Consider the following 24,577-nt stretch of genomic DNA (forward strand, 5'->3'; position numbering starts at 1 on the left):
TCCGTGAAGCACGTCCCACCTTAGACACGGACTCGAGCGGCCTCGCGGCCTGGGACGTGTCGGCATGCGCATCCATCACCTGAACTGCACCACCCTGTGTCCACCCGGGGGCCGCCTCATGGACGGGCGCCGGGGCTTCCGAGGTCCCGCGGCGCTGACCTGCCATTGCCTGCTGGTGGAGGGAGCGAACGGGCTCATCCTCGTGGACACCGGCTTCGGCCTGCAGGACGTGCTCCATCCCCAGGTCCGTCAGAGCCCGCTCTTCCTGGACATGCTGTGTCGGCCCCAGCTGCACGAGGGCGCCACGGCCATCCGGCAAATCGAGCGGATGGGCTTCAAGGCGCAGGACGTGCGCGACATCGTCCTCACCCACCTCGACTTCGACCATGCGGGTGGGCTCGATGACTTCCCGCATGCGCGCGTGCACCTGCTCGCGGACGAGTACCTGGCGGCCACCGCGCGGACGTCACCGCTGGACCGGCAGCGCTACCGCCCCGAGCAGTGGATGCACGAGTCGCACTGGGTGACGTACCCCACGGGACAGGTGGGTGAGCGGTGGTTCGGGTTCGACTGCGTGCGCGACCTGAAGGGGCTGCCGCCCGAAATCCTGCTGGTGCCGCTGGTGGGGCACACGCTGGGGCACGCGGGTGTGGCGGTGCGCTCGGGGAGCGGGTGGCTGTTGCACGCGGGCGACGCGTACTTCTTCCACGGGGAGATGGACTCGGGGCGCTATCGCTGCACGCCGGGGCTGCGCGCGTATCAACGGCTCATGGAGAAGGACCGGCCCATGCGGCTGCACAACCAGCGACGGCTGCGTCAGCTCAAGCGCCTGCACGGGGACGAGGTGACGGTGTTCTGCGCGCACGACTCGCTGGAGTTCGAGCGGCTGGAGTCGCGCGAGAAGCACACGGAGACCTCCGCCTTCCGCTCGTTCGTCACGCCGCCCGAGCAGCAGGTCCACCCGTTCTGAGGGGACTCAGGCGGGGGTCGATTCCAGGGGCTGTTCGAGCAGCGGCAGCTCCACCGTGCAGGTGGCGGTGCCCTCCATGCGCAGGGTGCCTCCGTGGGCGTCCACCCACTGTTGGACCAGGTGGCGGCCCAGCCCGGCGCCACCGTCGGGAAGGGGCATGCCCTCGACCACGATTCGCGCGCGGGTGCGCCCCACGCGCTCGACACGGAGCCGCACCGGGTGCCCCGCTCCGAGCTCCAGCGCGTGGGAGATGAGGTGGGTCAGCACCTGCTCCAAGCCCAGTCGGTCCCATCGCCCCACGAGCCCCGGCTCCGCGTCGAAGAGGAGCGGGCTGCCTGCCCGTGTCGCGGACTCGGTGAAGCGCTCCATCACCTCGCGCGCCAGGTGTGACAGGTCCACCGGCTCCGCGACCTGGCGACCCGTGAGCTGGCTCGACACGTCCCACAGGTTCAAGAGCAACTGACCCAGGCGGCGGGATTGTTCGAGCGCACGGCCGACTCCGTCCCTCACGCGGTCCGGCTCCGAGGAGGGGTCCACCCGCTCCAGGCCGCGCAGGAGCCACTGCAAGGTGTCGAACGGGATGCCCAGGTCGTGCGCCCTCACGCCGATGCGCGCCATCATCTCGTGCGCGTCGCTGCGGAGCGTGGCCTCTTCCACCGTCAGCGCGGCCCGGGGGTCCACCTCCGGGCTTCCGCGCGGTGGGGTCTTGGAGCCATCGCCGGGTCTCGCGGCCTCACCGCGCGAGGGACTGTCTTCGTCGAGCAATGAGTCGATGAGCGCCTCCGCGAAGAAGAAGGTGCCGGCCCTGGTGCGTGGACGCGCGGCCTCGTCGACTCTCTCCGAGACGCCATTCGCGGCCTGCACGCTCTCGGCGCGCGGCTTGATTCGCGGGGGGCTGGCCTCGACACGTGGCGGTGGCAGCCGGGACAGCAACAGTCCCCCCGAGGTCGCGGCCAGCACGAGGACCAGGCTCATCGTCACCAGGGAGAGCAGCAGGACCTGCTCGTCCGTCTCCACCACGGACTGGAGGCTCGTGCCCACCTGCGACTCCATCCGGGTCGAGAGTTGCTGGAGCGTCGCGTAGGTGGCTAGCCGTGTGTCCCGGGCCCGCTCCTCGAACAGGGCCTCGCGTCGTGAGTGCGCGGCGCGCGTGGCGTGGATGGCGACCCACTCCCGCACGGCCTGCTCGTGCTCCTGCTCCGCTCGCAGCACCGACGCGAGCAGCGCCGCGGCGGGCGGGGTCACCCCTCGAGACACCAGCCGCTCGTGCGTGACGATGAAGCGCTCGCGAGAGCGCACCCGGTCCTCGGCGAAGAACGCGTCATCGGACAGGACGACGCTCCGCTCGCTGGAGACCTTGTCGGTGAAGGCCCTGCGCAGGCGCTCCACCTCCAGCCGGTCCATCGACATCGCCAGGAGGTTCGCCCTGCGATTGGAGCGCGCGGACACGAGCTCCACGGCCAACGTGCACGTCAGCACCAGCGCGACGAGCAGGGCCGCGATGAAACCAGCGCCCACGCGCTGGAAGAACGTCCACGGCCGCCCCACACCCGCCCCCCCTCCGGACAGGCCCTAAGGTGAGGACACGCAGGTCGCGCCTACACCCCCACCCGAGGAGCGCCGACGCGCTCACGCGTGAACAGTCTCAGCGGCTCCGGATATCACTCACGTGGGAGAGCCCATCCATGAACGGAGCGTCAGCATCGATGCTGGGGGCAATCTTGCGATTCAGTCGCATAGAAGCCCGGGGCCGTCCATCCGGGAGGCGCCGGCTCACGTCCTGGCGAGGGGCTCGCAAGCCGAGCACACCCCGAACAGCTCGTGGATGTGCCCGGTGAGCCGGAAGCCGAGGCTCTTCGCCACGTCGTTCTGGAGCAGCTCGATGGCCTCGAAGTGGAACTCCACCACCTTGCCGCACGAGGAGCAGATGATGTGGTCGTGGTGCTCGCGCTCGAAGGCGCGCTCGTAGCGCTGGCCCTCGCCGCCGGAGACCAGCGTCTGGTGGATGAGCTCCGCCTCCACCAGCAGCGGCAGCACCCGGTAGACGGTGGCCGGGTGCACGTCCTCCGCGCCCCGCTCCCGCACGGAGCGCACCAGCTCCTCCGCCGTGAAGTGCCCCACGTGCTCCAACGCCGCGCGAGCCACCGACTCGCGCACCAGCGAGCTCTTGAGCCCCTTGCGCCGCACGAAGGCGCGAAGATGCTCCAGCGCACGGTTCAGCCCCTCGGGGCCCAGCATGGATGGATGAGACGCCCGACGCATGGCCGCATCATGCGACTGGGTCGCACTTCACGTCCAGTCAGGCGACACCCCGGGCGTGGGCGCTCAGCCCTGGGTCGTCCCCGGGGCGGCGGGCGCCTGCGCGGGGGAGGACGGGGCCTCGCCACCGGAGGGCGCCTCGAAGCTGCCCGTCTCCGGGTCCACGGACCAGGCGGAGAACTTCTGCTGCTTCACGTCCTTCAGCTTCCCGTCCTGGTAGCAGACGGAATAGACGAGGAAGAACTCCTTCTCCATCGACGGCGTGCCGTGGCGGTAGCAGTCCGCGCCCGTGGCGTCCTGCTCGCGCGTCATGGGCCGGCCCAGGAGCGCCACCACCTGGTCCGACGTCATGCCCCCGTGCATGGACTTGAAGCCATGGGGCGTGACGACGCGGAAGGTGTTCGCCTGCTCGCGGGCCATCACCCAGAAGCCCACCGCCAGCGTGACGGGGATGAGGGCCGCGACGAGCGCCACGGCCCAGCGGCCCTTGGAGGCCTTGCCTTCCTTCTGGAAGGCCGTGAAGAGGTTGCTCGAATCCGTTGGCTCGGCAACCAGGGCGGCGTTCGGCGGGTTCTCTGTCGGGCTCACGTCGACTGACATGCCGTTCCAACAGCCCGGATGCAAGAAACTCCACGCGTCCTGTCCGGTAACGCCTGCCCGGCGCCTTCCCAGGCCTTACATCGGGGGCGGAGGGGCTGCCCTTCGTGACACGGAAGTTCACAATCCGGGGGTTGCCGTCCTGCTACATCCCCCGCCGAGGTAGGAACCCAGGAGCCGTGAGAGATGGCGAAGCGAGGGGCCGCCGGACGCAGCACCCAGAAGCCGTTGGAGCGAGACGTCCTGCCCGCGGGGACCGACCCGGAGGAGGGGCTCTTCTTCAACCGCGAGCTGTCCTGGTTGGCCTTCAACGACCGGGTGCTCCAACTGGCCGAGTCGGCGGACGAGCCGCTGCTCGAGCGGCTGAAGTTCGTGGCCATCTACGCGCGCAACCTGGATGAGTTCTTCATGATTCGCGTCGCCCGCCTGCACGAGCAGGTGCGCGGCAACGTGGCCCGGCTGGTCCCCGACGGCGCGTCCCCGGGCCAGACGCTGGACAAGCTGCACGAGGGCATCTTCGAGCAGAGCAAGCGCCACAGCGCCATCTTCGAGAAGCTCCTGCGGCCCGCGCTCGCGGAGAAGGGCCTGCGCATCCTCTCCGCCAAGGACCTGGACGCCGAGCAGCGCGCGCAGGTGGACCAGCGCTTCAAGGAACAGATTTTTCCCGTGCTCACGCCGCTGGCCATCGGCCTGGGCCGACACTTCCCGTACATCTCCAACCTGTCGCTCAGCCTCGCGGTGCTCCTGAGGGACCCGGACGCGGGCGAGGAGAGCGTGGCGCGGGTGAAGGTGCCCAAGGAGCTGCTGCCGCGCTTCCTGCCCCTGAAGAACAACGTCTTCGTGCCGCTGGAGGAGGTCATCGCCCAGCACCTGGGAGATTTGTTCCCGGGCATGGAGGTGCTCAGCTGGAGCCTGTTCCGCGTCACCCGCGACGCGGACTTCACCGTGTCCGAGGACGCGGAGGACCTGCTCAAGGCGGTGGAGACGGAGCTGCGGCAGCGGCGCTTCGGGGACGTCATCCGGCTGGAGGTGCAGGCGGGGATGAGCCCCAAGCTGCTGGAGCCGCTGGTGGAGGCGCTGGGGCTGGAGTCGCGGCAGGTGTACGAGGAGCAGGGGCTGTTGGGCCTGGGGGACCTGCAGGCCATCGCCTTCGCGCCCGGCTTCCCGGAGCTGAAGGACCCGCCGTGGACGCCCGTCACCCAGCCCCGGCTGCGCCCGGACTCGGACGCGCCCGAGGGGACGACGGTGATGGCGGCGATGCGGCGGGGGGATTTGCTGGTGCACCACCCCTACGACTCGTTCGGCTCGTCGGTGGAGCGCTTCGTCACGGAGGCGGTGGCGGACCCGGACGTGCTCGCCATCAAGCAGACGGTGTACCGCACGTCGGACAGCTCCCCGCTGGTGCCCGCGCTGATTACCGCGACGGAGAACGGCAAGCAGGCCGTGTGCATGGTGGAGCTCAAGGCGCGCTTCGACGAGCGCACCAACATCAAGTGGGCCAACGCGCTGGAAGAGGCGGGCGTGCACGTGGTGTATGGGATTCCGTCGCTCAAGACGCACGCGAAGGCCATCCTCATCGTGCGGCGCGAGGGCGAGCGGGTGCGGCACTACGTGCACGTGGGCACGGGCAACTACAACCCGAAGACGGCCCGGCTCTACACGGACATGGGCCTGTTCACCACGGACCCGGACATCGGCGCGGACGTGGCGGACCTGTTCAACTACCTCACCGGCTTCGGCCGGCCCAAGAGCTTCCGCAAGCTCCTGGTGGCGCCGCTCACCATGCGCGAGGGGCTGCTCGAGCACATCAAGGCCACCGTCGTCGCGCACACGCTGGAGCGCCCCGCGCGCATCCAGATGAAGATGAACGCGCTGGTGGACCCCATCATCATCCGCGCGCTCTACGACGCGTCCCGCGCGGGCGTGAAGGTGGACCTCAACGTGCGCGGCATCTGCTGCCTGCGCCCGGGCGTGCCCGGCGTCTCCGAGAACATCCGCGTGGTGTCCACGCTGGGCCGCTTCCTGGAGCACGCGCGCCTGTACCTCTTCGAGCGGGGACAGGAATTGCGCTGCTACATCGGCTCCGCGGACCTGATGCCTCGAAACCTGGACCACCGGGTGGAGATTCTCGCGCCGGTGGAGGACCCCACGCTGGCCGCGCAGGTGCGCGACTCGCTGGAGCGCAGCCTCGCGGACAACACCCACGCGTGGGAGCTGCAAGCCGATGGCACCTGGAAGCGCCTGGTGCCACCGGCCGGCGGCGAGAAGCGCTGGGCCCAGGGCGAAATCATGGAGCGCGCCACGCGGGCCGCCCAGTTCCCCGGGGCCCGTCCCCTACCCTGAGGCCCCGACTCAGCGCGCCGAGGTGGACCTCGCCGTCCACCAGGAGCACCGGGCCTTGCCGCGCGGAGGGCGCGCCGGAGGGCGTGGGCGCGCGCGCGGGGCGCAGGAGAGGAGCCTGGGGGGCTTCGGACTCCGGGCGATGGCGCGCACCCGGTACCAACGCGGGGAGCGTCCGGCGAAACGAATGGACCTGCTGGCCACGGGGGCCTCGCTTCCTTCAGGGGTGTGGAAACAGAGGAAAGACCGGAGAATCAGGCGCGCCTCTGCCACAGTTGCAGGTCCGAATTCAAGCCTTAACGATAATTTACCGCCAGAGCTGAAATTGACTCACCCCGGGCCCCGCTCGGAGTCCTCGCGGCGGTGGGCCTCCACCTCGAGGACCTCCTTCCACTGAATCCACCCGGAGCGGGCGGCGTGACGCGCCGCGCTGGTGGTGTCGTCCACGGCGAGCAGCTGGCTGCCCGCGTCGCGGATGTCGGCGGCGATGGCCTCCAGCTCCCGGGCGCGGCGGGGGTGGCCGGGCACGTTGCGGATGTAGACGCCGAGGATGCGGCCGGGGAACTCGCGGACGATGGTGCGGTAGTGCTCGGCGTCCTCCTGGCCGCTGTCGCCGATGAGGATGAAGGGCAGGTGGTCCAGGTCCGTGAGCAGCCCGCGAATCTTCTCCAGCTTGTGGCCGTGGCCGCCGCCGGGGGCGAAGCCCGTGCTGGACAGGCCCCAGTCGCGCAGGAGCAGCGGCCCGGTGGGGATGTGGTGCAGGGCGAGGAACTCGTCCAGGTGCTCGTACAGGTTCCAGGGGCTGCTGGAGACGTAGAAGATGGGGTTGTCGCCCTGGCCGTCCGCGCCCGCCTGGAGCGCCGCGTAGAAGGCGTCCACGCCCGGGAAGGGCAGGCGCACGCGGTGCTCGGTGAGGAACAGGGCCCAGGCGCGCTTGAGCAGGTCCGTCACGCCGGTGACGATGACGGTGTCGTCGATGTCGCTGATGACGCCGTAGCGCGCGCTCGTCCCGGCCACGCGCACGGGGGCGGCCACGCGCGGCACGCCCTCCGGCTCGGGCGACAGCAGCTCCAGCTCCACCATGTGCCAGCCCGAGCGCACGCCCTCGGGCGGGGGCACCCACAGCTCCAGGAAGCCCTCCTCGTCGGTGGTGCCCTCCCAGCGCTTGTCGCCCCAGCGCACCGCCACCTTCGCGCCGGCGATTTCGCGCGTCATGTAGCGCTTGTAGGAGGCCACCGCGCTGCTCCACACCGTGTGGCGTCGCTGCTGCGGCTGGATGTGGCGGTCCTCCAGCACGCGCGCCTTGATGACCGCGCGCTCGGGGGTGCCGTGGCCCCGGTACGGGAGGATGCGCAGCGGCGGGGCGATGCCCAGCGAGCGGCGGAGGCTCCGGCTCATTGCGTCATAGCGGGCGTCGACGCGGACGGCGAGTCGGTAGAAGGCGGGTCTGAAGTCGGCCATGGCGCGGAGCGTAAGGAGTGGGAGGGGGGACTGTAGAAGACTCCGGGGCCCGAGGCGGAGCAAAGCCGCGCGCCAGGTCGCGGGCGCGCTCCGTATCCCAGGTGCCGTCCCCCACTCGACAAGGAGTCACGCCTTGCTGCGTCGTCATGTCCGCTGGTTGCTGGCCGCCGCTTCCCTGCTCGTCGCCTCGGTGGCCTGGTCGCAGTCCACGCCGAGCATCACCTTCCAGTCACCCTCGCAGGGCTGGAACGTGTTCGCGTCATCCAACCCCCTGCCCTTCGGCGCCACGGCGAGCATCGTCTTCGACGTGTCGCGCCTGACGCAGTGCCGGGGCAACATCAACGCCACCACGCCGGGGTGGACCATTACGGGCCACTACCAGTTCAACAACGGGCCGGTGCAGAGCTTCTGGGTGGCGGGGTTCTCCTCCACGCCCAACCCGCCCGCGCCGTCCATCCCGCTCAACACGCGCGGAGACCTGGCCATCTGGTTCGAGAACACCAGCCGCTGGGGCTGCCAGGCGTGGGACTCCAACTTCGGCAACAACTACCACTTCAACGTGCAGTGATTCGGCAGGAGGCCCGGAGGCCGCGCGAGCTCCGGGCCCGCCTTGCCTGGCGGCTCACATGCCCGCGATGCCGCCGATGCCGGGCTTGAAGCGGTAGATGAAGTACGGCGCGTTCGCGGCGATGTGTGCCTTGGACTGGAGCATGTGGTGGGGGATGGCGCTGTCGGCCACGTAGAGCCAGCCGTCCGGCCCGTGGTTGAGCGCGTCCGCCCAGCGCAGGCGCGGGGACTTCACCAGCGTCTCCAGGCGTCCCTCCGGGCTCATGCGCAGCACCGCGCCGTGCTCCACGTCCGTCACCAGCGCGTTGCCCTCGGTGTCCGCGCTGAGCCCGTCGTTGAGCGGCTTTCTGCCCACGGCTTGGAGGCGCGTGCCGAGGGCCTCGTCATCGAGCGCGCGGTCCTTCAGGTCCGCGGTGCGCACGCGGTACATCGTGTCGTGGTTCATCGCGGCGAACCACAGCCACTCGTCGCTGGGGTCCAGCGCGATGCCGTCCACGCCGCACTTGAGCGCGGCGAGCCCCCCGAAGAACACCATGTCCTTGATGGGGTTTCGGATGATGAAGTCCTTGGGGAACACGGCGTCGTGCTTCTCCAGCACGCGGCGCGACTCCTTCGTCGCCACGTCGTGGACGATGAGCGCCGGGGAGCGCCGCCAGAAGCCCACGTCCGCGATGAACACCGTCTGGCCGCGCGCGTCCACGCGCAGGTCCTGGAGGAACGAGCCCGGCGGGGCGATTTGCGGCGGGACGTCGTACTCGTGCGCCAGGTGGCCGGTGGCCAGCTCGAAGGCGAGCAGCCGGGGGACACCGAGCCCGTGGTTGCCGTGGTCGATGGTCCACAGCCAGCCGCGCCGGTCGATGGTGATGCCGAGCACCGTGTCGAACAGCCGCGCCTGCACCGCCTCCGAGGGGAAAGGCACCGCCTTGCCGTCCACCCACTCGAACAGCTTCGCGCCCTGGGGCCGGCTCTCCGGATGCAGTGTGTAGAAGACGCGGCCCGTGGAGGAGACCGCGACGTTGCCGATGGGCTCGGGGCTGCGCACCACCTCTTCCAGCGCGCTGTCCGGGAGCAGGGGCATGCCCGTCACGTCCGGGTACGGTTCGCCTCCCCCGTAGCGCAGCCGCACCCCGACCAGCGCGAGCGCCACCAGGCCCACCACGGCGATGACGGCCTTGAGCCCCCGGGCGACGAGCGCGCGCGGTGCGGGGGACGACGAGGGAGCGGAGACGGTCGGTTCGGCCATGAGCGGGATTGGGGAGAGGGACACCCACCAGACGTGGTGAGTCATCACTCTCCCTCAATACGGAGGCCGACGACGAGTGGTTCTCTTCGCCGTCCTCGAAGGCGAGCAAGCCCTCTCGTGGCGAACAGGGGTTCCGGGTCGATGCACATGGCCCGAGCGCGACCTCGTGCGTAGCATCGCTCCATGACGACCTGGACCGCCCAGACCTTCAACCGTGTCCTGGCCGACCTGAAGGCCGCGGCGCGAGCCGAGCCCAAGGAAGAGCAACGGGCGCGCGCGGACTTCCCCGCGGACTGGGACCCTGTGCGCTTCGCGTGGCTGGACGCGGCGCTGCTCGCCTGGTGGCTCCATGGGCTGGAGGATGACCAAGGGCAGACGCTCGCCGACCGACAGCTCGCCCGCGCGGGCTTGGGACTGTCTCGCGCCGAGCGCGTCATCCTGAAGGGACTGGCATCCTCCTGGTGCTCGGTCTTCGAGGTCGTCGAGGTCTGGCGGGACCAGGGGCTGCGCCTGCGTGACCTGCTCCTCGATGAGACGCTCGACGTCCGGGAGAAGCTCCTCACCCACGCCGTGGCGCCCGGGGACCTCCTGGCGACCTGGGCCATGCCGGCGGACGACCACCTGGAGCTCACCGGTGGCGTGATGTCCGTCACCGAGGAGCAGCGCGCCCCGCTCTTGAAGAAGCTCCGCCCGGCGCTGAAGTCCTTGCCGCCCGAGGCGGACGCCGCCGTGCGTCGTCGGCAGCTGCGACGACTCGCGCCACGGCTCTATGGTCAGTTGTTCGAGCTGTCACGCCCGGCCTTCGACCCCGAGGAGGCCCTGGACTTCTCGGAGCAGCTCTTCGGAACGCCCCGCCCCCGTGCGTTCCTCGACTTCGTGGGTCGCAACAAGCGACGGGACTCAGCGCGACAGAAAGAGCTGGAGCCGGGGTCCGCCTATGTCTTCAAGCTCGGCCCCATCGAGACATCCCAGGATGGCGCGGCGTCGTTCTATGTCGCGGTGCGCGCTGACGGGGAGGTGCTGTCCCCCGTGATGGCGGTGCGTGACGCGGAGGGCATGGCCGGGCTCGCGTCTGTCTTGAAGGGCACGCGGTGCTACTGCGAGAGCCGACTGACCCGAAGCGCCAAGGGACTGGGGTTCACCTCGCGACCGACCCCTCCCTCCATCAGCAGGCTTCGCGCGCTGCTCGCGCTCCAACTCCTCCAGGGGCCTGCCCGTCGCGAGGAGGTGATTCCTCCCGACAGCATGGCGGCCCTGGTGGAGTCCTCCGCGGACTTCATCCGGGCCGCGCCTTGGGAGTCCTGGAGCAACGAGGAGCTCTTCCTCGTCTCGCTCGGAGGCAGCCTCCAGGGGACCCACGAGGTGTCCGTCATGGGCAACGGCGGCTCCGAGTACGGCCTCTCCCTCTTCGACAAGCCGGGCTCCGCGGAGCGCATGGCGCGGACCGAGTTCAACCGGCCCGGTGTCCAGGCGCTCCTCCCGGAGGCGTTGGGACTGACGCTCGAGGACACTCCGGACTGGGCCTCGAAGGCCGTGCAGCACCACACGGGCATCCCCTTCATTCCGGAGCTGCTGCGCGTCGCGCGCAACAAGCCGCGGCTGGCCGACGCCAGGGAGGTGCTCCTCGCGGCGGCGGTGGCGCGCGCGGTGGCGCGGGCGAGGCCTGGGGACACGCGTGTGGAGGAGGAGCTGCGCGTGGGGGACCTCCACGTGAAGGTCCGGTTGGAGGTGCCGCTCCCCTTGTTCACGGGACACTACGTGGGCGAGCGCGACCTCGGTGAGCTCCTGGAGCTGCCGGGTGCGCGGGTGAAGAAGGTCCGTGAGCCCACGCGCGAGGTGCCTCGGCGCAAGGTGTCCGAGTCGCTGCTCGACTTCGCCCAGCCGCTGTTGGAGCGCACGGGCGGTGGGTTCCTGGACGAGTCCGCGGTGTTCACGCGCCTGGCGCTGGCGCTCACCACGTGGAACGCCGTGGTGCAGGACCGATGGGAGCCCCGCAAGGGCTGGGTGGAGCATGCCCGGGCCACGCTGCGGCGGCTGGCGCACCCGGACCGGCAGGAGTTCCTCGAGGGCTTCGAGGCGCTGGTGGAGCGCAAGCAGCGTCACTTCGCTGACGACCCGAGGTTGCTCACCGGGCTGGACCTGACGGTGGGCCGCACGGGGCAGCCCAGCATCAAGGTCATCGGCGTGCTGGCGCCCGGGGCCTGGCCGGAGTTCCTGGGGATGTAACCTCAGGCACTCACGGCCAGGGCCGCGCGACCATGCCAGCGACCCTGCACAGTCCCCTTCGAATCGAAAGCGATACACCAGAGAGGGTCCAACGGCTCCAGCGCGCTCCCAGGATGGATGACCGTGCCTCCGTCCAGGAAGGAGCGGCCCTGCTTGAGATTGGCCACGCGAGCCACCAAATCCACCAGTCGAACCTGGTTCCCTGGACCGGGGTCTGCTTGAAGTCGCTTGCTGACGGGAGGAGCCGTCAACAGCACCTCGGGCTGGTGTTGGAGCAAGGTCGGCAGCCCATCCATCCTCGCGAGGTGAGGCAGCCCCGAACTGTTGTAGGGCGTCACCAGCCAGGCACGGGGAGACACTGTGCCCGGTTTCATCCAGTCGGGATGCATCGCCTCGGGAGAGCCGTGGTGCGGCACCTTGAATCCATGATGATCCCCGAGCTGGGGATGTCGCTGCATCACGGAGTCCCAGCCCGTGGGCACGGCTCTGCCCCCTTTCGACTCCAGATAAGGGAGGTCCCCCGTCAACACCAGCCGGAGCGAACCGAAGCACACCTCCAACACGATGCTGAGATGGTTGGCGGCGGACCGCAGCCTTCTCGCGAGGTTGGGGCTCTGGAAGAACTGGCCAACCCCGCCCGCGTCTGGAGAACGTGCATGAACCTGGACCTGCGTGCTCACTTGAAGACCCTGGCCATCCGACAGCCCCAGCAAGCCTCCAGGTCGGGTGCTCTCCCATCGCTCGATGGCCTCGAACGCGGCTATCACCTTAGCGGCCAGGAGTTGGTTGCGTGTGGTTCCTCCCGCGGCACCTCGGCGCAGGGCCTGCGTGGACGCCACCAACGTCGCTCCCGGCGTGCTCCCTGTCGCGACGGCGACCTGCTTGATGGACAGCGTCTCGAGAAGCTCCGCGATTCCCTCGACGTGGTCCTCATGGGGATGCGTGAGCACCAGGGCCTCGACCTCATCCCCGGCCCCCAGTGTCCATCGCTTCAGGACCTCTTCCAGGGGAAAGCGCCCCTCGGCCGTGGAACACCCATCCACCAGCAGCCACCCCTGCCCGGGAAGCGCCACCGCGATGGCTTCACCTTGGCCAGGCCCCGCGACGAACACGTGGAGCCAATCCCGGTTCAACCGGGTCAGTGCCTCCACAGGAGCCGTCGAGCTCATCCCCACCGCCGGAGGTATCGGAGCGAGTCCTTGTCCATCCACGGGCGCTGCCGCAGGAGCGCTTCCTCCGCGGGGACCAACACGATACGCAGCGCCTCATCCTCGTAGGTGCCCACCTCGATGAAGGTGTCCTCCTTGGGGAGAGCCTGGGTCCGGGCCGCATGGGCCCACTGCTCCCGGGAGAGCGTCTTGCTCACCACCTGTCTTTCCAGAGGGTCGACCTCGGGAGTCGCCACCACCAGGTGGACCTCGTGTCGACTGGCATGGACGACCCTCCCAGGGAACCACTCTCGCAAGGTCGAGCCATTCTCGTTGCGGACATCCAGGAACAAGGGCTTCTTCCAACGCAGGGTCACCGGGACGCTCGCCGGATAGACGGACTCCCCCAGTTGAACCGCCTCCTCCGCGTCCGCGAGGCGCTGTCGCAGCCGCTTGAGTACCTCCTGACGCTCCACGACCTCCAGCGGGATGGTGTCGAAGGCCTTGCGAGCACGCGCGACCTCTCCACGCTGAAGCCAGCTGGTCACCACCCAGCGATGCATGTTCAAGGCGAGCGCGGCGCCTTCACGCACCACCGTGCCCGCCGGGTCCACGCGCTCCAGCGCTTGTTCCCACTCACCGTCAGCGGCCCGGAAGCGTGACTGTTCGATGAGGAAGGTCACGAGCCGTCCATTCCACCAGGGGTTGGTCGGGTCCAGTTCCACCGCTTTGCGAAAGGCCTCCTCCGCTCTCTCTCGCTTCTGCGCGGCCCGGTCCAGGTTGAAGCCCAGGTAGTGCCAGGAATAGGCATCCTCGGAATCGACCTGTTCGAGGCACCGCTCGTAGACGTCCGCGGCCCCCATGAAGTCACGCTGCTCGATGCTCAGCGCCCGCGCGCGGTCCCAGAAGAACTCACGGCTCGTGAGCTTCAACTTCGCCCATCGCTCGGCCCCGAGTCTCCCCGAGTGCCCCAGGTGGTGGACCTTCTCCAGCCAGTGGAGCACCTGCTGCCCCTGGGCCAGTTCGACGCTCAGGGCACCATCCCTTCGTTCGTGGAACTCGGCCAGGGCCAGATGCGCATCGGGCGGAGACCCGTGTTGCTCGGGTTCCGCCGTCACCGCCAACAACCACTCGCGGACACCATCATCCACCTGGAGTTCATCAGCGCTCGTCCCGAGACAAGAGCGCATCGATGACAGACGTTCTTCCGTGAACCCTGTCAGTCGTCGGGCTTCCTCCAGGGGAATCGGAAACCGGGCCTGGAGCACTCGGTGCCAACCTCGACGCAGGGCCTGGTTCTCGGGGCGATGCAAGACCTCTTCGAACCGGGGCCTCAGCACCTCCACCGCGGAATGAGGGCCTGCCTTCAACGAAGGCTCCACCTGTCGGAGGAGCGTTCTGGGGTCCTCGCCCATCTGGACCAGGCAGACCATCATGCGCAGTTGCGGCTCGGTGAGCTCGACCTGCGCGCCCATCACGCGCCCCAATCTGGAAGCCGCCGGCGCCGCGTCTCCCCACCGCGAATCATCGTCGAGCACGGAGCGCGAGACGTTTCGCGGAGACAGTCGAATCCGGCTGGAAGGGGACAGGGCCGAAAGGAAGAGTGGAATCCGGGGTGAGGGCAGCGAGGGTGTCATCACCACCCATCTCAAGTCCTTCGCGGAGGCGAGCCCTTCCAGCAACTCCAGCGCCCGCTGCACGAGCAGCAGCCCTGTCGCGTCCTTCACCCGAGCATGGAACGTCCAGGAGTCCGGCAGGTAGACCACCAAGGTCTTCTGCCGTTGGGCGAGCTGCTCGGCGACTCGCCTGGCACGCGCCTGGAGGGGCTCGTTGTCATGAGCAGCTTCGCTCAGGGCTTCCTGTCCCAACACCGCCGCCGCCTGGAGCAGCCCATGGACCGCGCCATCCGTCTCCATCATCGGAGGGAGCCGCAGGAGATGGGTGCGCTCCGGAAGCTGCTGCAGCGTCTGGGCGAGTTCCCAGCGCCCAGACCCGGGAGCGCCCATCACCCAGGCACGACCGCCGCGGTCGAGCGCTCCAAGAACGCGGTCGATGTGGTTCATCATGCGCTCGTCATGCTCGCACAGGACAAGCCGCCTCCCAACCCTCCTGGAGCCCCACCGTCAGTCCTTGCGCCCCAGCGTCCGGTCCAGGTTGTAGGCGGCGCTGATGAGCGACAGGTGGGTGAGCGCCTGGGGGAAGTTGCCGAGCGACTCGCCCCCCATGCCCGTCTGCTCCGCGTACAGCCCCACGTGGTTGGCGTAGCCGAGCATCCGCTCGAACATCAGCCGCGCCTCCTCCAGCAGGTCCGGCCGCGCCGAGTTCGCCCGCGTCATCGCCTCCACCAACCAGAAGCTGCACAGGTTGAACGTCCCCTCGCTGCCGGGGATGCCGTCCAGCGTCGCCTCCACGTCGTAGCGGTACACCAGCCCGTCCGACGCGAGGCCCCCCTGCGACGGCGGCTGACGCAGGTGGTCCAGCATGGACAACATCCGGGGGTCCACCGGCGACAGGAAGAAGACCAGCGGCATCAAGAGGTTCGCCGCGTCCAGCGTGTCCTTCCCATAGGCCTGGATGAAGGAGCCGCGCTTCTCGCTCCAGCCCTGGACCATGATCTCCTCGAAGATGGCGTCACGCGTCGCGAGCCACCGCGCCCGGTCCGCCGGGAAGCTGCGCTTGTCCGCCAGCCGGATGGCCCGGTCCAGCGCCACCCAGCACATCAGCTTCGAGTACACGAAGTGCCGCCGGCCTCCGCGTATCTCCCAGATGCCCTCGTCCGGCTGGTTCCAGTGCTCGCACACCCAATCCACCAACCGGCGCAGGTGCATCCAGAAGTCGTAGGAGATGGGCGCCGCGTACTTGTTGGACAGGTACACCGAGTCCATCAGCTCGCCGTAGATGTCCAGCTGGAGCTGGTCCGCCGCCGCGTTGCCGATGCGCACCGGCCTGGCGCCGCCGTAGCCCTCCAGGTGCGACAGCTCCTCTTCCTGGGGCACCGGGCTGCCGTCCAGCGAGAACATCAGCGGCAGGGGCCCGTCCCCGTGCTCCGCGCACCGCGCCTCCACCCACCGCATGAAGGCCGCCGCCTCCTTCTTGAAGCCGATGCGCAGGAACGCGTAGACGGTGAAGGCCGCGTCGCGCAGCCAGCAGAAACGGTAGTCCCAGTTGCGACTGCCACCGGGTGACTCGGGCAGGCTGCACGTGGGCGCCGCGACGATGGCCCCCGTCGGCTCGAAGGTCATCAGCTTGAGCGCCAGCGCCGAGCGCTGCACCGTCTCCCGCCAGCGGCCCGTGTACTGACAGCTCGACAGCCAGTGGCGCCAGTAGTCCACCGTGTCGCGAAACAGCGACTCCGAGGACGCGTGGTCGTGCACCAGGTCCTCGCACGACTTGCGCAGGCCCTCGCGCAACGAGAAGACCGCGGACTGGTTCTCCTTGAGCTTGAAGCGCGCGGTGACGCCCCGCTCCGCCCGCTCGAGCTTCACCGAGGACGACAGCGTCATCTGCAGCGAGCTCGACTCGAAGGCCGCCCCTCCGCCGATGAGGTGCGTCTGGTGCGAGTCCCGGGCGTAGTTGAAGGCCGGAAAGCACTCCATCTCGAACGACAGCTCACCGCGCACCACGCGCACGCGGCGGATGACCTCGCGCACCTGCTTGATGCCCTTGTGCTCCATGGGCATGAAGTCGACCAGCTCCCCCACGCCCTCCGCCGTGTAGAAGCGCGTCACCAGCACGTTGGTGTCCGGCCAGTAGAACTGCTTGCGCAGCACGCCGTCCCGCTCGGGGCGGATGCTCCAGTGGCCGCCCTTCTTCGGGTCCAGCAGCGACGCGAAGATGCTGGGACTGTCGAAGTGCGGGTAGCACAGCCAGTCGATGGTGCCCTCGTTCCCAATCAACGCCACCGTGCGCAGGTCGCCGATGACGCCGTGGTCCTCGATGGGAACCGAATCCCCCGCCACCGCCTTTCTTCCCACCCCCATGCGCACCTCGCTTCAACGGAAGGAAATGACGTTCTTGATGCCACCCGACACCTTGCCGTTCACCACGTCGACGAAGGCCTCGGGAGGATGCCGTCCGGTGAGCAGCCGCTCCACCGCCCCGGGCCACGTCGCCCGGAAGTGGCTCAGGTCCTCGAGCGCCATGTCGAAGTCCAGCGCCGCCGCGTTCACCGTGCCGGACACCACCTGGTTGTGGAGCACCAGCTGCTTGAGCAGCGCGGCCCCATCCACCGTCAGCTCCTCGCCGTGCGACGGCACGCCGGTGAGGATGAGCACGCCGTTGGGCGCCAGCGCCCCGAGCACGTCCACGGTGGCCTTCGCCACGCCCGTGGCCTCGTAGATGACGTCCGCGGCGCCGACACGGCGGACCAGCTCCTGGGCGGACACGTCCTGCGTGGACAGGTAGGGCGCGCCCACCTCGCCCGCGATGGCCTCCTTCGGGTTGGGCGGCCGCTTGTGCGAGTACACCGTGGTGGCGAAGCCCCGCCGTATCAGGGCCAGCATGCCCAAGAGGCCCACCGGTCCGCCGCCGAGCACCACCGCGCGCCCCGGCGCGGGCCTCCAGGGCAGGCGCTCCTGGATGTGGCCCAGCTGGCGCAGGCCCTTCTGGGCGATGGTGAGGGGCTCGGTGAGGACCGCGATTTGACGCAGCTCCGAGGGGACCCGGTGCAGGTAGGCCACGTCCTCGACGAAGAACTCCGAGCAGAAGCCGTGCGCCTCCTTGATGCCGCGCTCGGTGAAGTCGCCGGTGATGCAGTAGTCGGGGTGGCCGCCACGGCAGGCGGTGCAGATGGCGTGGGGACAGGGCCTGCGCACGCGGGGCACCACCAGGTCGCCCTTCTGTACGCCCTTCACGGCGGAGCCGACCTCGATGACCTCGCCCAGGCACTCGTGGCCGAGGATGAGGTAGTCCAGGCCGGGCGGCGGCGAGCCGTAGGTGAAGGAGACGATGTCCTTGTCCGTGCCGCACACGCCCACCTCGTGGGTGCGCACCTTCACCTGTGTCGGCGATTGGAGCTGGGGCTCGGGCGCGTCGTTGATGACGCGCACCGCTCGCTTCCCGGGAAAGACGGCGACGGCCTTCATGCGCGGCTCCTGCGACAGGTGGGTGCGGAATCCTGTCTGAGGTGTTCACCCGGAGGCCGTGACACCAGGGGGCTCGGGGTGGAAGGCGCGGTGCGCCCGCTCGCTCGCTGCCTGGGGGCTTCTTTCGAACGCGAGGGGTGCACGAAACCGCTGCGGGCCGGGGGCCCGCGGGTCTATGAGTGGAGCTTGTGAGCGAGCCCACCCCCGCCATCCCCATCGACGACGACAAGCCCCTGGCCAGCCGCTCCACGGCGATTGGGACGGTGGCGTTCCTCATCCTCGCGCTGCCGTTCCTGGTGCTCGGCCTGTGGCTGCTGGATGGGAAGTCGCGGATGGATTTGCACTGCGCGCCGGGCGGCCCCTGCACGCTCACGAAGTCAGGCTGGCTCACGCGCGAGCCGGTGGCCACGCTGCCGCTGGACGCGATTCAGTCCGTGAAGGTGGAGCGCACGAAGAGCGCCCGTCGCAAGTCCGTGCCCATCTTCCGGCCGGAGCTGATGACGACGCAGGGCAAGCTGCCCCTGTTCGCCCAGTGGGCCACCGTCGAGAGCGAGGCCACCGCGGTGAAGGAGCAGGTGGAGCGCTACCTCGCCTCGCCCGCCACGCAGTCGCTGGAGGTGACGCGGGATGACCGACGCTCCTCGCTGCGCGTGGGCGGCGCCTTCACCGGCGTGGGCGTGGGGTTGCTCGTGTTCAGCCTGTGGCTCGCGTGGCGCACGCGGATGCACCGGCGCCTGGAAGCGGCCCGCGTCTCGGAATGACGTGAGCACGGGTGGACATCGCCCCGGGGGCGGGCCGGTTCCTGTCCGGGGACTCCGTGTTAGCGTTGCCAGACATGGAAGCGTCTAGAACCCTGAGAAGCTGGGGGGCATGGGTGATGGTGCTGTGGGCCTGGTTCGCGCCAGGGCTGGCCCTGGCGGAGGACGTGAGCCCGTTCCGCCGCCGCATGGAGCGCGCGGGCGCGCAGTACGAGGCGCTGGAGTACGAGAAGGCCCTCCACTGGCTGACCCAGGCGAGGCAGGTGGCCTCCACCCCCGACGAGCAGGTCGAGGTGGCGCTCTACCGGGGTCTGGTCCTGTCGGACCTGGGACGCAGGAAGCAGGCGCTGGAGGAGTTCCGCGCGGGCCTGTCCCTGAAGCCCGATGCCGTGCTGCCCGCCGCCACGGGTCCCAAGGTGGAGCGGGACTTCGAGTCGGTGCGCAAGCAGGTGCGGCAACAGCGGGGCATGGCCTCCGCGGCCGCGCCTCCCGCGAAGGTGGAGGAGCCCGAGGCCCCTGCGAAAAACGAGGTGCCCCCAGCCGTCGCGGTCCAGGAGGCGCCAGCCCCCACCCCCGTCGCGCCCGAGCCGGAGCCGGAGGCGCCGCAGAAGAAGGACCTGCGCTCGAAGCTGGGCGCCGCCGGGTCCACGCTGGGGAAGAACGTCGGCAACGCGCTGGGCTCGGCGCTCGACTCGGTGATGGGCTCGAAGAAGAAGCCCGAGGAGCCTCCTCCCGCGTCCCCGGATGCGGCGAAGAAGGACGAGCCGTAGCGCGGGGTGGCGTGCGCCGGCGGGAGGGCCATGCGCGACTCCGGCGCGCGTCGAGACCTTCCACGGCGGGTCCACGAGCGGGGACTTCGCCCGAGCACTCGACAGGCCTCGACGTCGCTCACTCCTGCGTCAGGTTCAGCTTGAAGACGTTCGCGGTCCCCGCCTTCACCTCGAAGCTGCGCGTCACGCGCTTGCCCAGCCGTGAGTTCACGGCGGTGATGGTGTGGTTGCCCTCGGCCACGTCGATGATGCCGAGTGGCGTCTCGCCCAGCTTCTTGCCATCGAGATACACGACGGCATAGGGGCGGATGCGGAACTCCACCGTCCCTGTCACCGCTCGCGCGGAGCCGCCCTTGCGCTGCGTGCCCTCGGTGTTGCCTGTCACGGGTGCGAGGAGGCCATCGTCCGCATCGGGCGCGGAGGGCTCTGTCGGCCGTGGCGCGGCCTCCTCGGCTTGGGAGAGCTCCACGCCGGAGGGCGCGGGCTGTTCTCCTTGCGTGGGCTTCACCTCGGAAGGCACGGGTCGCACTCCCTCCATGGGCGTCGTCTCGGCGAGCCTCGCGTCGGAGGGAACGGGCAGTGCCTCCGTCGTGACACCCCTGTTCACCGACACCTCGGGCACCACGGGCCCGGACGGCGCTCTCCCGAGCAGCGCATAGCCACCACCGGCGACGAGCAGCACCACGCCCGCGACAGCCGCCGGCACGCGCTTCTTCCCGCGCGTCGCACCCACGTCCTTGTGAGGCCGCCGCTGGGTCGTCTGCTCGAACACGGCCGCGTCTCTCGCCTCGGCCCGCTTCTCGCGCGCGGGGCCCGAGGGCGCGGTGCGCTCGGCCTCGCGGTTCGTGATGGGCGCGGGCGTCGCGGTGGCGCGCTCCTCCACCACCTGCTCCACGGACCGCGCAATCTGATACGCGCCCACGGGCTCGCCCGTCGACAACACGAAGCGCTCGAGGTCCGCCTGGAGCGCGCGACAGTCGGGATAGCGCTTCTCCCGGTCCTTCTCGAGCGCGGTGGAGATGATGGCCTGCAAGGCGCTCGGGACATCGGCGCGGTGGCGACTCACCGGCACCGGCGGACGCGAGACGATGGCCTGCATCATCGCCAGCTCCGTGGCCCCCTCGAAGGGCAGCCGCCCCGTGAGCAGCTCATACAGGACGACCCCCAGCGCATACACATCCACGCGCCGGTCCAGCGGGTCCGCCTGACATTGCTCGGGTGGCATGTACGCCACCTTGCCCTTCACGATGCCCGTCTGCGTGCGGTGCTTCTGCCCCGCCACCTTCGCGATGCCGAAGTCCACCACCTTCACCGCGCCCTGCCGCGACACCAGGATGTTGTCCGGGCTCACGTCCCGGTGAATCAACCCGAGCGGCTGCCCCGTGCCCGGGTCCGCGAAGTCATGCGCGTACGCGAGCCCCTCCGCCGCGAGCGCCACCACCTTCGCGCAGATGTTGGGCGCCAGCGGGCGTCCTCTCGACGCGGCCTGTCGCTGCCAGCGGCGCAGGTTCGGCCCGTCGATGAGCTCCATCGCCAGGAAGTAGCTGCCCTCGGCCTCACCGAAGTCGAAGATCTGGACGATGTGGGGATGGTTGAGCTGCGCGACCAGCCGCGCCTCCTCCAGGAACATCTCCACGAAGGATGGGTCCTCCACCAGGTGCGGGAGGATGCGCTTGAGCACCAGCGTCTTCTCGAAGCCCCCGGGCCCGGCCACCTTCGCCAGGAACACCTCCGCCATGCCGCCCGTCGCCAGCTTGCGGACGAGCTGATATCTCCCCACGTGCATTGCGCGCAGGTTCCCCCAGCTTCCCCCGGGAAAGGAACCCCCCTCGTTCCGGACGCTAGGACACCAGCAACCCGATGACGCGCCCCAGCCCCACGCCCAGCGTCACGCCGAAGCCCAGGCCGAACCGCGCCCGGTCGAACGCATAGCGCCAATCCCAGACGCTCACGCCCCCAAAGCCCGCCACCAGCGCGCCCGCCAGGATGGGTGACGCCAACCCCAGCAGCAGCGCGCCCTCGAAGTCGTCGACGAGCGGCTCCGGCCAGAACATCGCGCTGAGGCCCCCCAGCCCCAACCCCAGGAGCAGGTAGAGCACCAGGGCCCATGCGCCGCCGCGCTTGTCCTTCGCGAAGACCGACAGCACCCCGACCACCAGGTCCCCCAGCACATCGGTCACGACACTCAGCATGCCCCCCGGTCTAAGGCGGTCGAGCAGGCGCGGAAAGCAAGCGGCGGAGGCATCCCTAGTTTTCGGACGTCCGGCGAAGAGGTCCGGAGGCCGATGACGGAGTGTGGAGGAGACGACACTCCCCTCCCGGCGAGCGAGGAAGCAGGGTGACGGGTGCCCCCGAGGCAGCCCACACCCCCTTCCGTCTTGCGTACATGTGCCTAGCTTGTGGCCGATGCTGCGTGCCCTCCTCGGCCGATGGCGAAGCTCGCTGCGCTTCTTGCGTCCGGCCGACGTCAGCGCCGCGCGCGCGAAGATTTCCGTCACCCAGCTGGGGCATCGCTACGGCAACAAGGTCGTGGCCTTGAAGGACGTGGACCTGAACGTCCGCTCGGGTGAGTTCGTCTGCCTCCTGGGCCCGTCCGGCTGCGGCAAGTCCACGCTGCTCTACGCGCTCGCGGGCCACGTGCGCCCCACTGGCGGCACGGTGTCCATTGATGGACAGAGCATCGGCGGACCGGGTCCGGACCGGCTGCTGATGTTCCAGGAGGCGGCGCTGTTCCCGTGGCTCACGGTGCGGGGGAACATCACCTTCGCCCTGGCGGCCCGGGGGGTGCCTCGCGCCGAGCGCAAGGAGCGCGCGGACCAGTACATCCGCCGCGTGCAGCTCCAGGGGTTCGAGGACACGCTGCCCCACCAGCTCTCCGGCGGCATGAAGATGCGCGCGAGCCTGGCGCGGGCGCTCGCGGTGGACCCGACGGTGCTGCTGATGGACGAGCCGTTCGGCTCGCTGGACGCGCAGACGCGCATCCACATGCAGGAGCTGTTGCAGTCCATCTGGATGCGCACGCACAAGACGGTGGTGTTCGTGACGCACGACGTGCACGAGGCCCTGATGCTGGGCTCGCGCGTGGTGCTCATGGCTCCGCGGCCCGGGCGCATCGTGAGGGATTTGGAGGTCCACCTGCCCATGCCGCGTCATCCGGACGACGCGGCCCTCACGGAGATGGTGCGCCACATCCAGGGGCTCTTGCGCGAGGTGGAGCGCGAGAGCGAGCCCGAGCCCGAGCCCCCGCGCGCCCAGGAGCCTTCCGCCGCGCTGCCCGTGGCGGGACTGCCTCGTCCGGTGAGGTGAGCCATGAAGCGTGATTCGGCGCTCAAGAACTACTCCCAGAAGCTGGGGCTGGTGTTGTTGCTGCTCGGCGTGTGGGAGGGCGTGGCCCGGATGGGCATCTGGTCCTCGTACCTGTTCCCCGGGCCGATGACGGTGGCCGAGAGCCTCTGGCGGCTGGCGTCCGGCGGGCAGCTGTGGGGCGCGACGCTGCGCTCATTGGGACGGTTGGGGCGCGCGTACGTGATGTCGGTGGGCATCGGCGTGCCGCTGGGCCTGCTGATGGCCAGGCTGGCGTTCTTCCGCAACGCGGTGAAGCCGGTGGTGATGGGGCTGCAGGCGCTGCCGTCCATCTGCTGGTTGCCCTTGGCGCTCCTGTGGTTCGGGCTGACGGACGGGGCCATCCTGTTCGTGGTGGTGATGGGCAGCGTGCTGGGCATCGCCATCGCGACGGAGGACAGCATCCAGGGAGTGGACCCGCAGCTGTTGCGCGTGGCGAGCACGTTGGGGGTGCGCGGGCTGCGCTTCCAGTTCGGGGTGCTGCTGCCGGCGGCGCTGCCGGGCATCGTGACGGGGTTGAAGCTGGGGTGGAGCTTCGCGTGGCGCGCGCTGCTCGCGGGGGAGCTGCTGTTCGTGTCCGGGGGATTGGGGCAGCTGCTCACGGTGGGGCGCGAGCTGATGGACGTGCCGCAGGTGATGGCGGTGATGGTGGCCATCGTGCTCATCGGCGTGACGGTGGACCGTGTCTTCTTCCAGACGGTGGAGGGGCGGCTGCGCCGGCGCTGGGGTTTGCAGCCGGCGATGTGAAGCGCCCGACGCTCGTGTCGTGACACGTGTTGCCAGTGCTGGCTTCGCGTCCTTCTGCTGGGTGCCTATGCGTCTTCTTCGTTTCCTGGCGGTCGTGGTGTTGATGGGCGTCGGGTGCAAGCGCGAGTCGGCGCGAGGGCCTGACGATGCGCTGCGGCTGGGGTTCTTCCCGAACATCACGCATGCGCAGGCGCTGGTGGGGAACGCGGAGGGGACGTTCGCGTCGGAGCCTGGGGTGGGGAAGCTGGAGGTGAAGCAGTTCAACGCGGGGCCCGCGGCGATGGAGGCGTTGGTGGCGGGCTCGTTGGATGTGTCCTACGTGGGCACGGGGCCGTCCATCAACACGTTCCTCAAGGCGGGGCGCGAGCTGCGGGTCATCGCGGGCGCGGTGAACGGGGGCGCGGTGTTGGTGACGCGCACGGCGAAGAGCGCGGCGGAGCTGAAGGGGAAGAAGCTGGCCACGCCGCAGTTGGGGAACACGCAGGACATCGCGCTGCGGTATTGGCTGAAGCAGCAGGGCGTGGAGACGAACCTGGACGGCACGGGGGATTTGCAGATCGTGCCGCTGAGCAACTCGGACATCCTGGTGCAGTACCTGCGCGGGGGAATCGAGGGTGCGTGGGTGCCCGAGCCGTGGGGTACGCGCATGCTGCTGGAGCCGGGGGGCGGCGGGCAGGTTCTGGTGGATGAGAAGTCGCTGTGGCCGGGTGGGCGGTATCCGACGACGGTGGTGGTGACGACGCGGAAGGCCATCGAGACGCAGCGGCCGCGCATCGTCGCGCTGTTGCGCGCGCACGTGAAGCTGACGGAGCGGTGGGAGCAGGAGCCGGAGGCGTTCGCCACGGCGGTGAACGCGGCGTTCGGGCAGTTGACGAAGAAGCCGTTGAAGCCGCCGATTCTGCAGGGGGCGTTCTCACGGCTGGAGCCGAGCCTGGACCCGGTGGGCTCCGCGCTGGCGGCGGCCGCGCGGCATGCGCAGGAGCTGCACTTCATCCCCGCGTCGGACATCAGCGGGCTGGTGGACTTGAGCCTGCTCGAGGAGGCTCGCAGGGCGAGGGATTGAGG

Annotated in this window: 20 protein-coding genes; 9 read left to right on the forward strand and 11 right to left on the reverse strand. The window is 69.6% G+C overall.

What is annotated here, in order from left to right; translation table 11 throughout:
- The first annotated feature begins 64 nt into the window (after positions 1-64).
- Positions 65-970, forward strand: a complete 906-nt coding sequence (locus tag K8640_RS25490) for an MBL fold metallo-hydrolase (RefSeq protein ID WP_223749443.1) — start codon at positions 65-67, stop codon at positions 968-970.
- A 6-nt stretch (positions 971-976) separates the two neighbouring features.
- Here K8640_RS25490 and K8640_RS25495 read toward each other — a convergent pair whose 3' ends face one another.
- The 3 genes from K8640_RS25495 to K8640_RS25505 all read right to left on the reverse strand — a co-directional run bounded on the left by K8640_RS25495 (position 977) and on the right by K8640_RS25505 (position 3,829).
- The gene (locus tag K8640_RS25495) at positions 977-2,518 is read right to left on the reverse strand and encodes a HAMP domain-containing sensor histidine kinase (protein WP_223749444.1); all 1,542 of its coding nucleotides are present in this window, start codon (positions 2,516-2,518) and stop codon (positions 977-979) included.
- A gap of 225 nt (positions 2,519-2,743) precedes the next feature.
- Positions 2,744-3,232, reverse strand: a complete 489-nt coding sequence (locus K8640_RS25500; protein ID WP_223749445.1) for a Fur family transcriptional regulator — start codon at positions 3,230-3,232, stop codon at positions 2,744-2,746.
- Positions 3,233-3,295: 63 nt separating this feature from the next.
- Positions 3,296-3,829 (reverse strand): hypothetical protein, encoded by a 534-nt coding sequence (locus K8640_RS25505; RefSeq protein WP_223749446.1) that lies wholly within the window; start codon positions 3,827-3,829, stop codon positions 3,296-3,298.
- Positions 3,830-4,012: 183 nt separating this feature from the next.
- On the opposite strand from K8640_RS25505, the gene ppk1 reads away from it, so the two are divergent.
- Positions 4,013-6,169: a polyphosphate kinase 1 gene (gene ppk1 / locus K8640_RS25510; RefSeq protein WP_223749447.1), complete on the forward strand. Its 2,157-nt coding sequence runs from the start codon at positions 4,013-4,015 to the stop codon at positions 6,167-6,169.
- 327 nt (positions 6,170-6,496) lie between these two features.
- On the opposite strand, the gene K8640_RS25515 is transcribed toward ppk1, so the two are convergent.
- The gene (locus tag K8640_RS25515; protein WP_223749448.1) at positions 6,497-7,627 is read right to left on the reverse strand and encodes an App1 family protein; all 1,131 of its coding nucleotides are present in this window, start codon (positions 7,625-7,627) and stop codon (positions 6,497-6,499) included.
- 133 nt (positions 7,628-7,760) lie between these two features.
- On the opposite strand from K8640_RS25515, the gene K8640_RS25520 reads away from it, so the two are divergent.
- Positions 7,761-8,195: a DUF6209 family protein gene (locus K8640_RS25520; protein WP_141327666.1), complete on the forward strand. Its 435-nt coding sequence runs from the start codon at positions 7,761-7,763 to the stop codon at positions 8,193-8,195.
- Positions 8,196-8,249: 54 nt separating this feature from the next.
- Here the strand turns inward: K8640_RS25520 and K8640_RS25525 are convergent, their stop codons facing one another.
- The gene (locus K8640_RS25525) at positions 8,250-9,437 is read right to left on the reverse strand and encodes a major royal jelly family protein (protein ID WP_223749449.1); all 1,188 of its coding nucleotides are present in this window, start codon (positions 9,435-9,437) and stop codon (positions 8,250-8,252) included.
- Positions 9,438-9,620: 183 nt separating this feature from the next.
- Between K8640_RS25525 and K8640_RS25530 the strand changes: the two genes are divergently transcribed.
- Positions 9,621-11,663 carry a hypothetical protein gene (locus K8640_RS25530; RefSeq protein ID WP_223749450.1) on the forward strand — a complete coding sequence of 681 codons (2,043 nt, stop codon included), beginning with the start codon at positions 9,621-9,623 and terminating at the stop codon, positions 11,661-11,663.
- A gap of 2 nt (positions 11,664-11,665) precedes the next feature.
- Here K8640_RS25530 and K8640_RS25535 read toward each other — a convergent pair whose 3' ends face one another.
- From K8640_RS25535 to K8640_RS25550, 4 genes are read right to left on the reverse strand one after another with little or no spacing between them, the layout of a single operon-like run.
- Positions 11,666-12,796: a ComEC/Rec2 family competence protein gene (locus K8640_RS25535; RefSeq protein ID WP_223749451.1), complete on the reverse strand. Its 1,131-nt coding sequence runs from the start codon at positions 12,794-12,796 to the stop codon at positions 11,666-11,668.
- A gap of 32 nt (positions 12,797-12,828) precedes the next feature.
- Positions 12,829-14,877, reverse strand: a complete 2,049-nt coding sequence (locus tag K8640_RS25540) for a tetratricopeptide repeat protein (RefSeq protein WP_223749452.1) — start codon at positions 14,875-14,877, stop codon at positions 12,829-12,831.
- A gap of 57 nt (positions 14,878-14,934) precedes the next feature.
- Positions 14,935-16,791 carry a glycoside hydrolase family 15 protein gene (locus tag K8640_RS25545; protein WP_223749453.1) on the reverse strand — a complete coding sequence of 619 codons (1,857 nt, stop codon included), beginning with the start codon at positions 16,789-16,791 and terminating at the stop codon, positions 14,935-14,937.
- Positions 16,792-16,803: 12 nt separating this feature from the next.
- Entirely contained in the window at positions 16,804-17,895 is a 1,092-nt protein-coding gene (locus tag K8640_RS25550) for a glucose 1-dehydrogenase (RefSeq protein ID WP_223749454.1), read from the reverse strand.
- 188 nt (positions 17,896-18,083) lie between these two features.
- Between K8640_RS25550 and K8640_RS25555 the strand changes: the two genes are divergently transcribed.
- Positions 18,084-18,656: a hypothetical protein gene (locus K8640_RS25555; protein ID WP_223749455.1), complete on the forward strand. Its 573-nt coding sequence runs from the start codon at positions 18,084-18,086 to the stop codon at positions 18,654-18,656.
- 74 nt (positions 18,657-18,730) lie between these two features.
- The gene (locus K8640_RS25560) at positions 18,731-19,423 is read left to right on the forward strand and encodes a tetratricopeptide repeat protein (RefSeq protein WP_223749456.1); all 693 of its coding nucleotides are present in this window, start codon (positions 18,731-18,733) and stop codon (positions 19,421-19,423) included.
- A 118-nt stretch (positions 19,424-19,541) separates the two neighbouring features.
- Here the strand turns inward: K8640_RS25560 and K8640_RS25565 are convergent, their stop codons facing one another.
- Together K8640_RS25565 and K8640_RS25570 are read right to left on the reverse strand one after the other, a co-directional pair.
- On the reverse strand, positions 19,542-21,209 hold the full coding sequence (locus K8640_RS25565) for a serine/threonine-protein kinase (RefSeq protein ID WP_223749457.1): 1,668 nt from the start codon (positions 21,207-21,209) through the stop codon (positions 19,542-19,544).
- A 55-nt stretch (positions 21,210-21,264) separates the two neighbouring features.
- The gene (locus K8640_RS25570; protein WP_223749458.1) at positions 21,265-21,615 is read right to left on the reverse strand and encodes a hypothetical protein; all 351 of its coding nucleotides are present in this window, start codon (positions 21,613-21,615) and stop codon (positions 21,265-21,267) included.
- Positions 21,616-21,829: 214 nt separating this feature from the next.
- Here K8640_RS25570 and K8640_RS25575 point away from each other — a divergent pair, with 214 nt between their 5' ends.
- From K8640_RS25575 to K8640_RS25585, 3 genes are all read left to right on the forward strand, one after another.
- On the forward strand, positions 21,830-22,729 hold the full coding sequence (locus K8640_RS25575; protein WP_223749459.1) for an ABC transporter ATP-binding protein: 900 nt from the start codon (positions 21,830-21,832) through the stop codon (positions 22,727-22,729).
- A gap of 3 nt (positions 22,730-22,732) precedes the next feature.
- Positions 22,733-23,512: an ABC transporter permease gene (locus tag K8640_RS25580; protein WP_223749460.1), complete on the forward strand. Its 780-nt coding sequence runs from the start codon at positions 22,733-22,735 to the stop codon at positions 23,510-23,512.
- Between the two features lie 67 nt (positions 23,513-23,579).
- Positions 23,580-24,575: an ABC transporter substrate-binding protein gene (locus tag K8640_RS25585; protein ID WP_223749461.1), complete on the forward strand. Its 996-nt coding sequence runs from the start codon at positions 23,580-23,582 to the stop codon at positions 24,573-24,575.
- Positions 24,576-24,577 lie beyond the last annotated feature (2 nt).

It is taken from the genome of Myxococcus sp. XM-1-1-1, assembly GCF_020037095.1.
Taxonomy (GTDB): Bacteria; Myxococcota; Myxococcia; order Myxococcales; family Myxococcaceae; genus Myxococcus; species Myxococcus fulvus.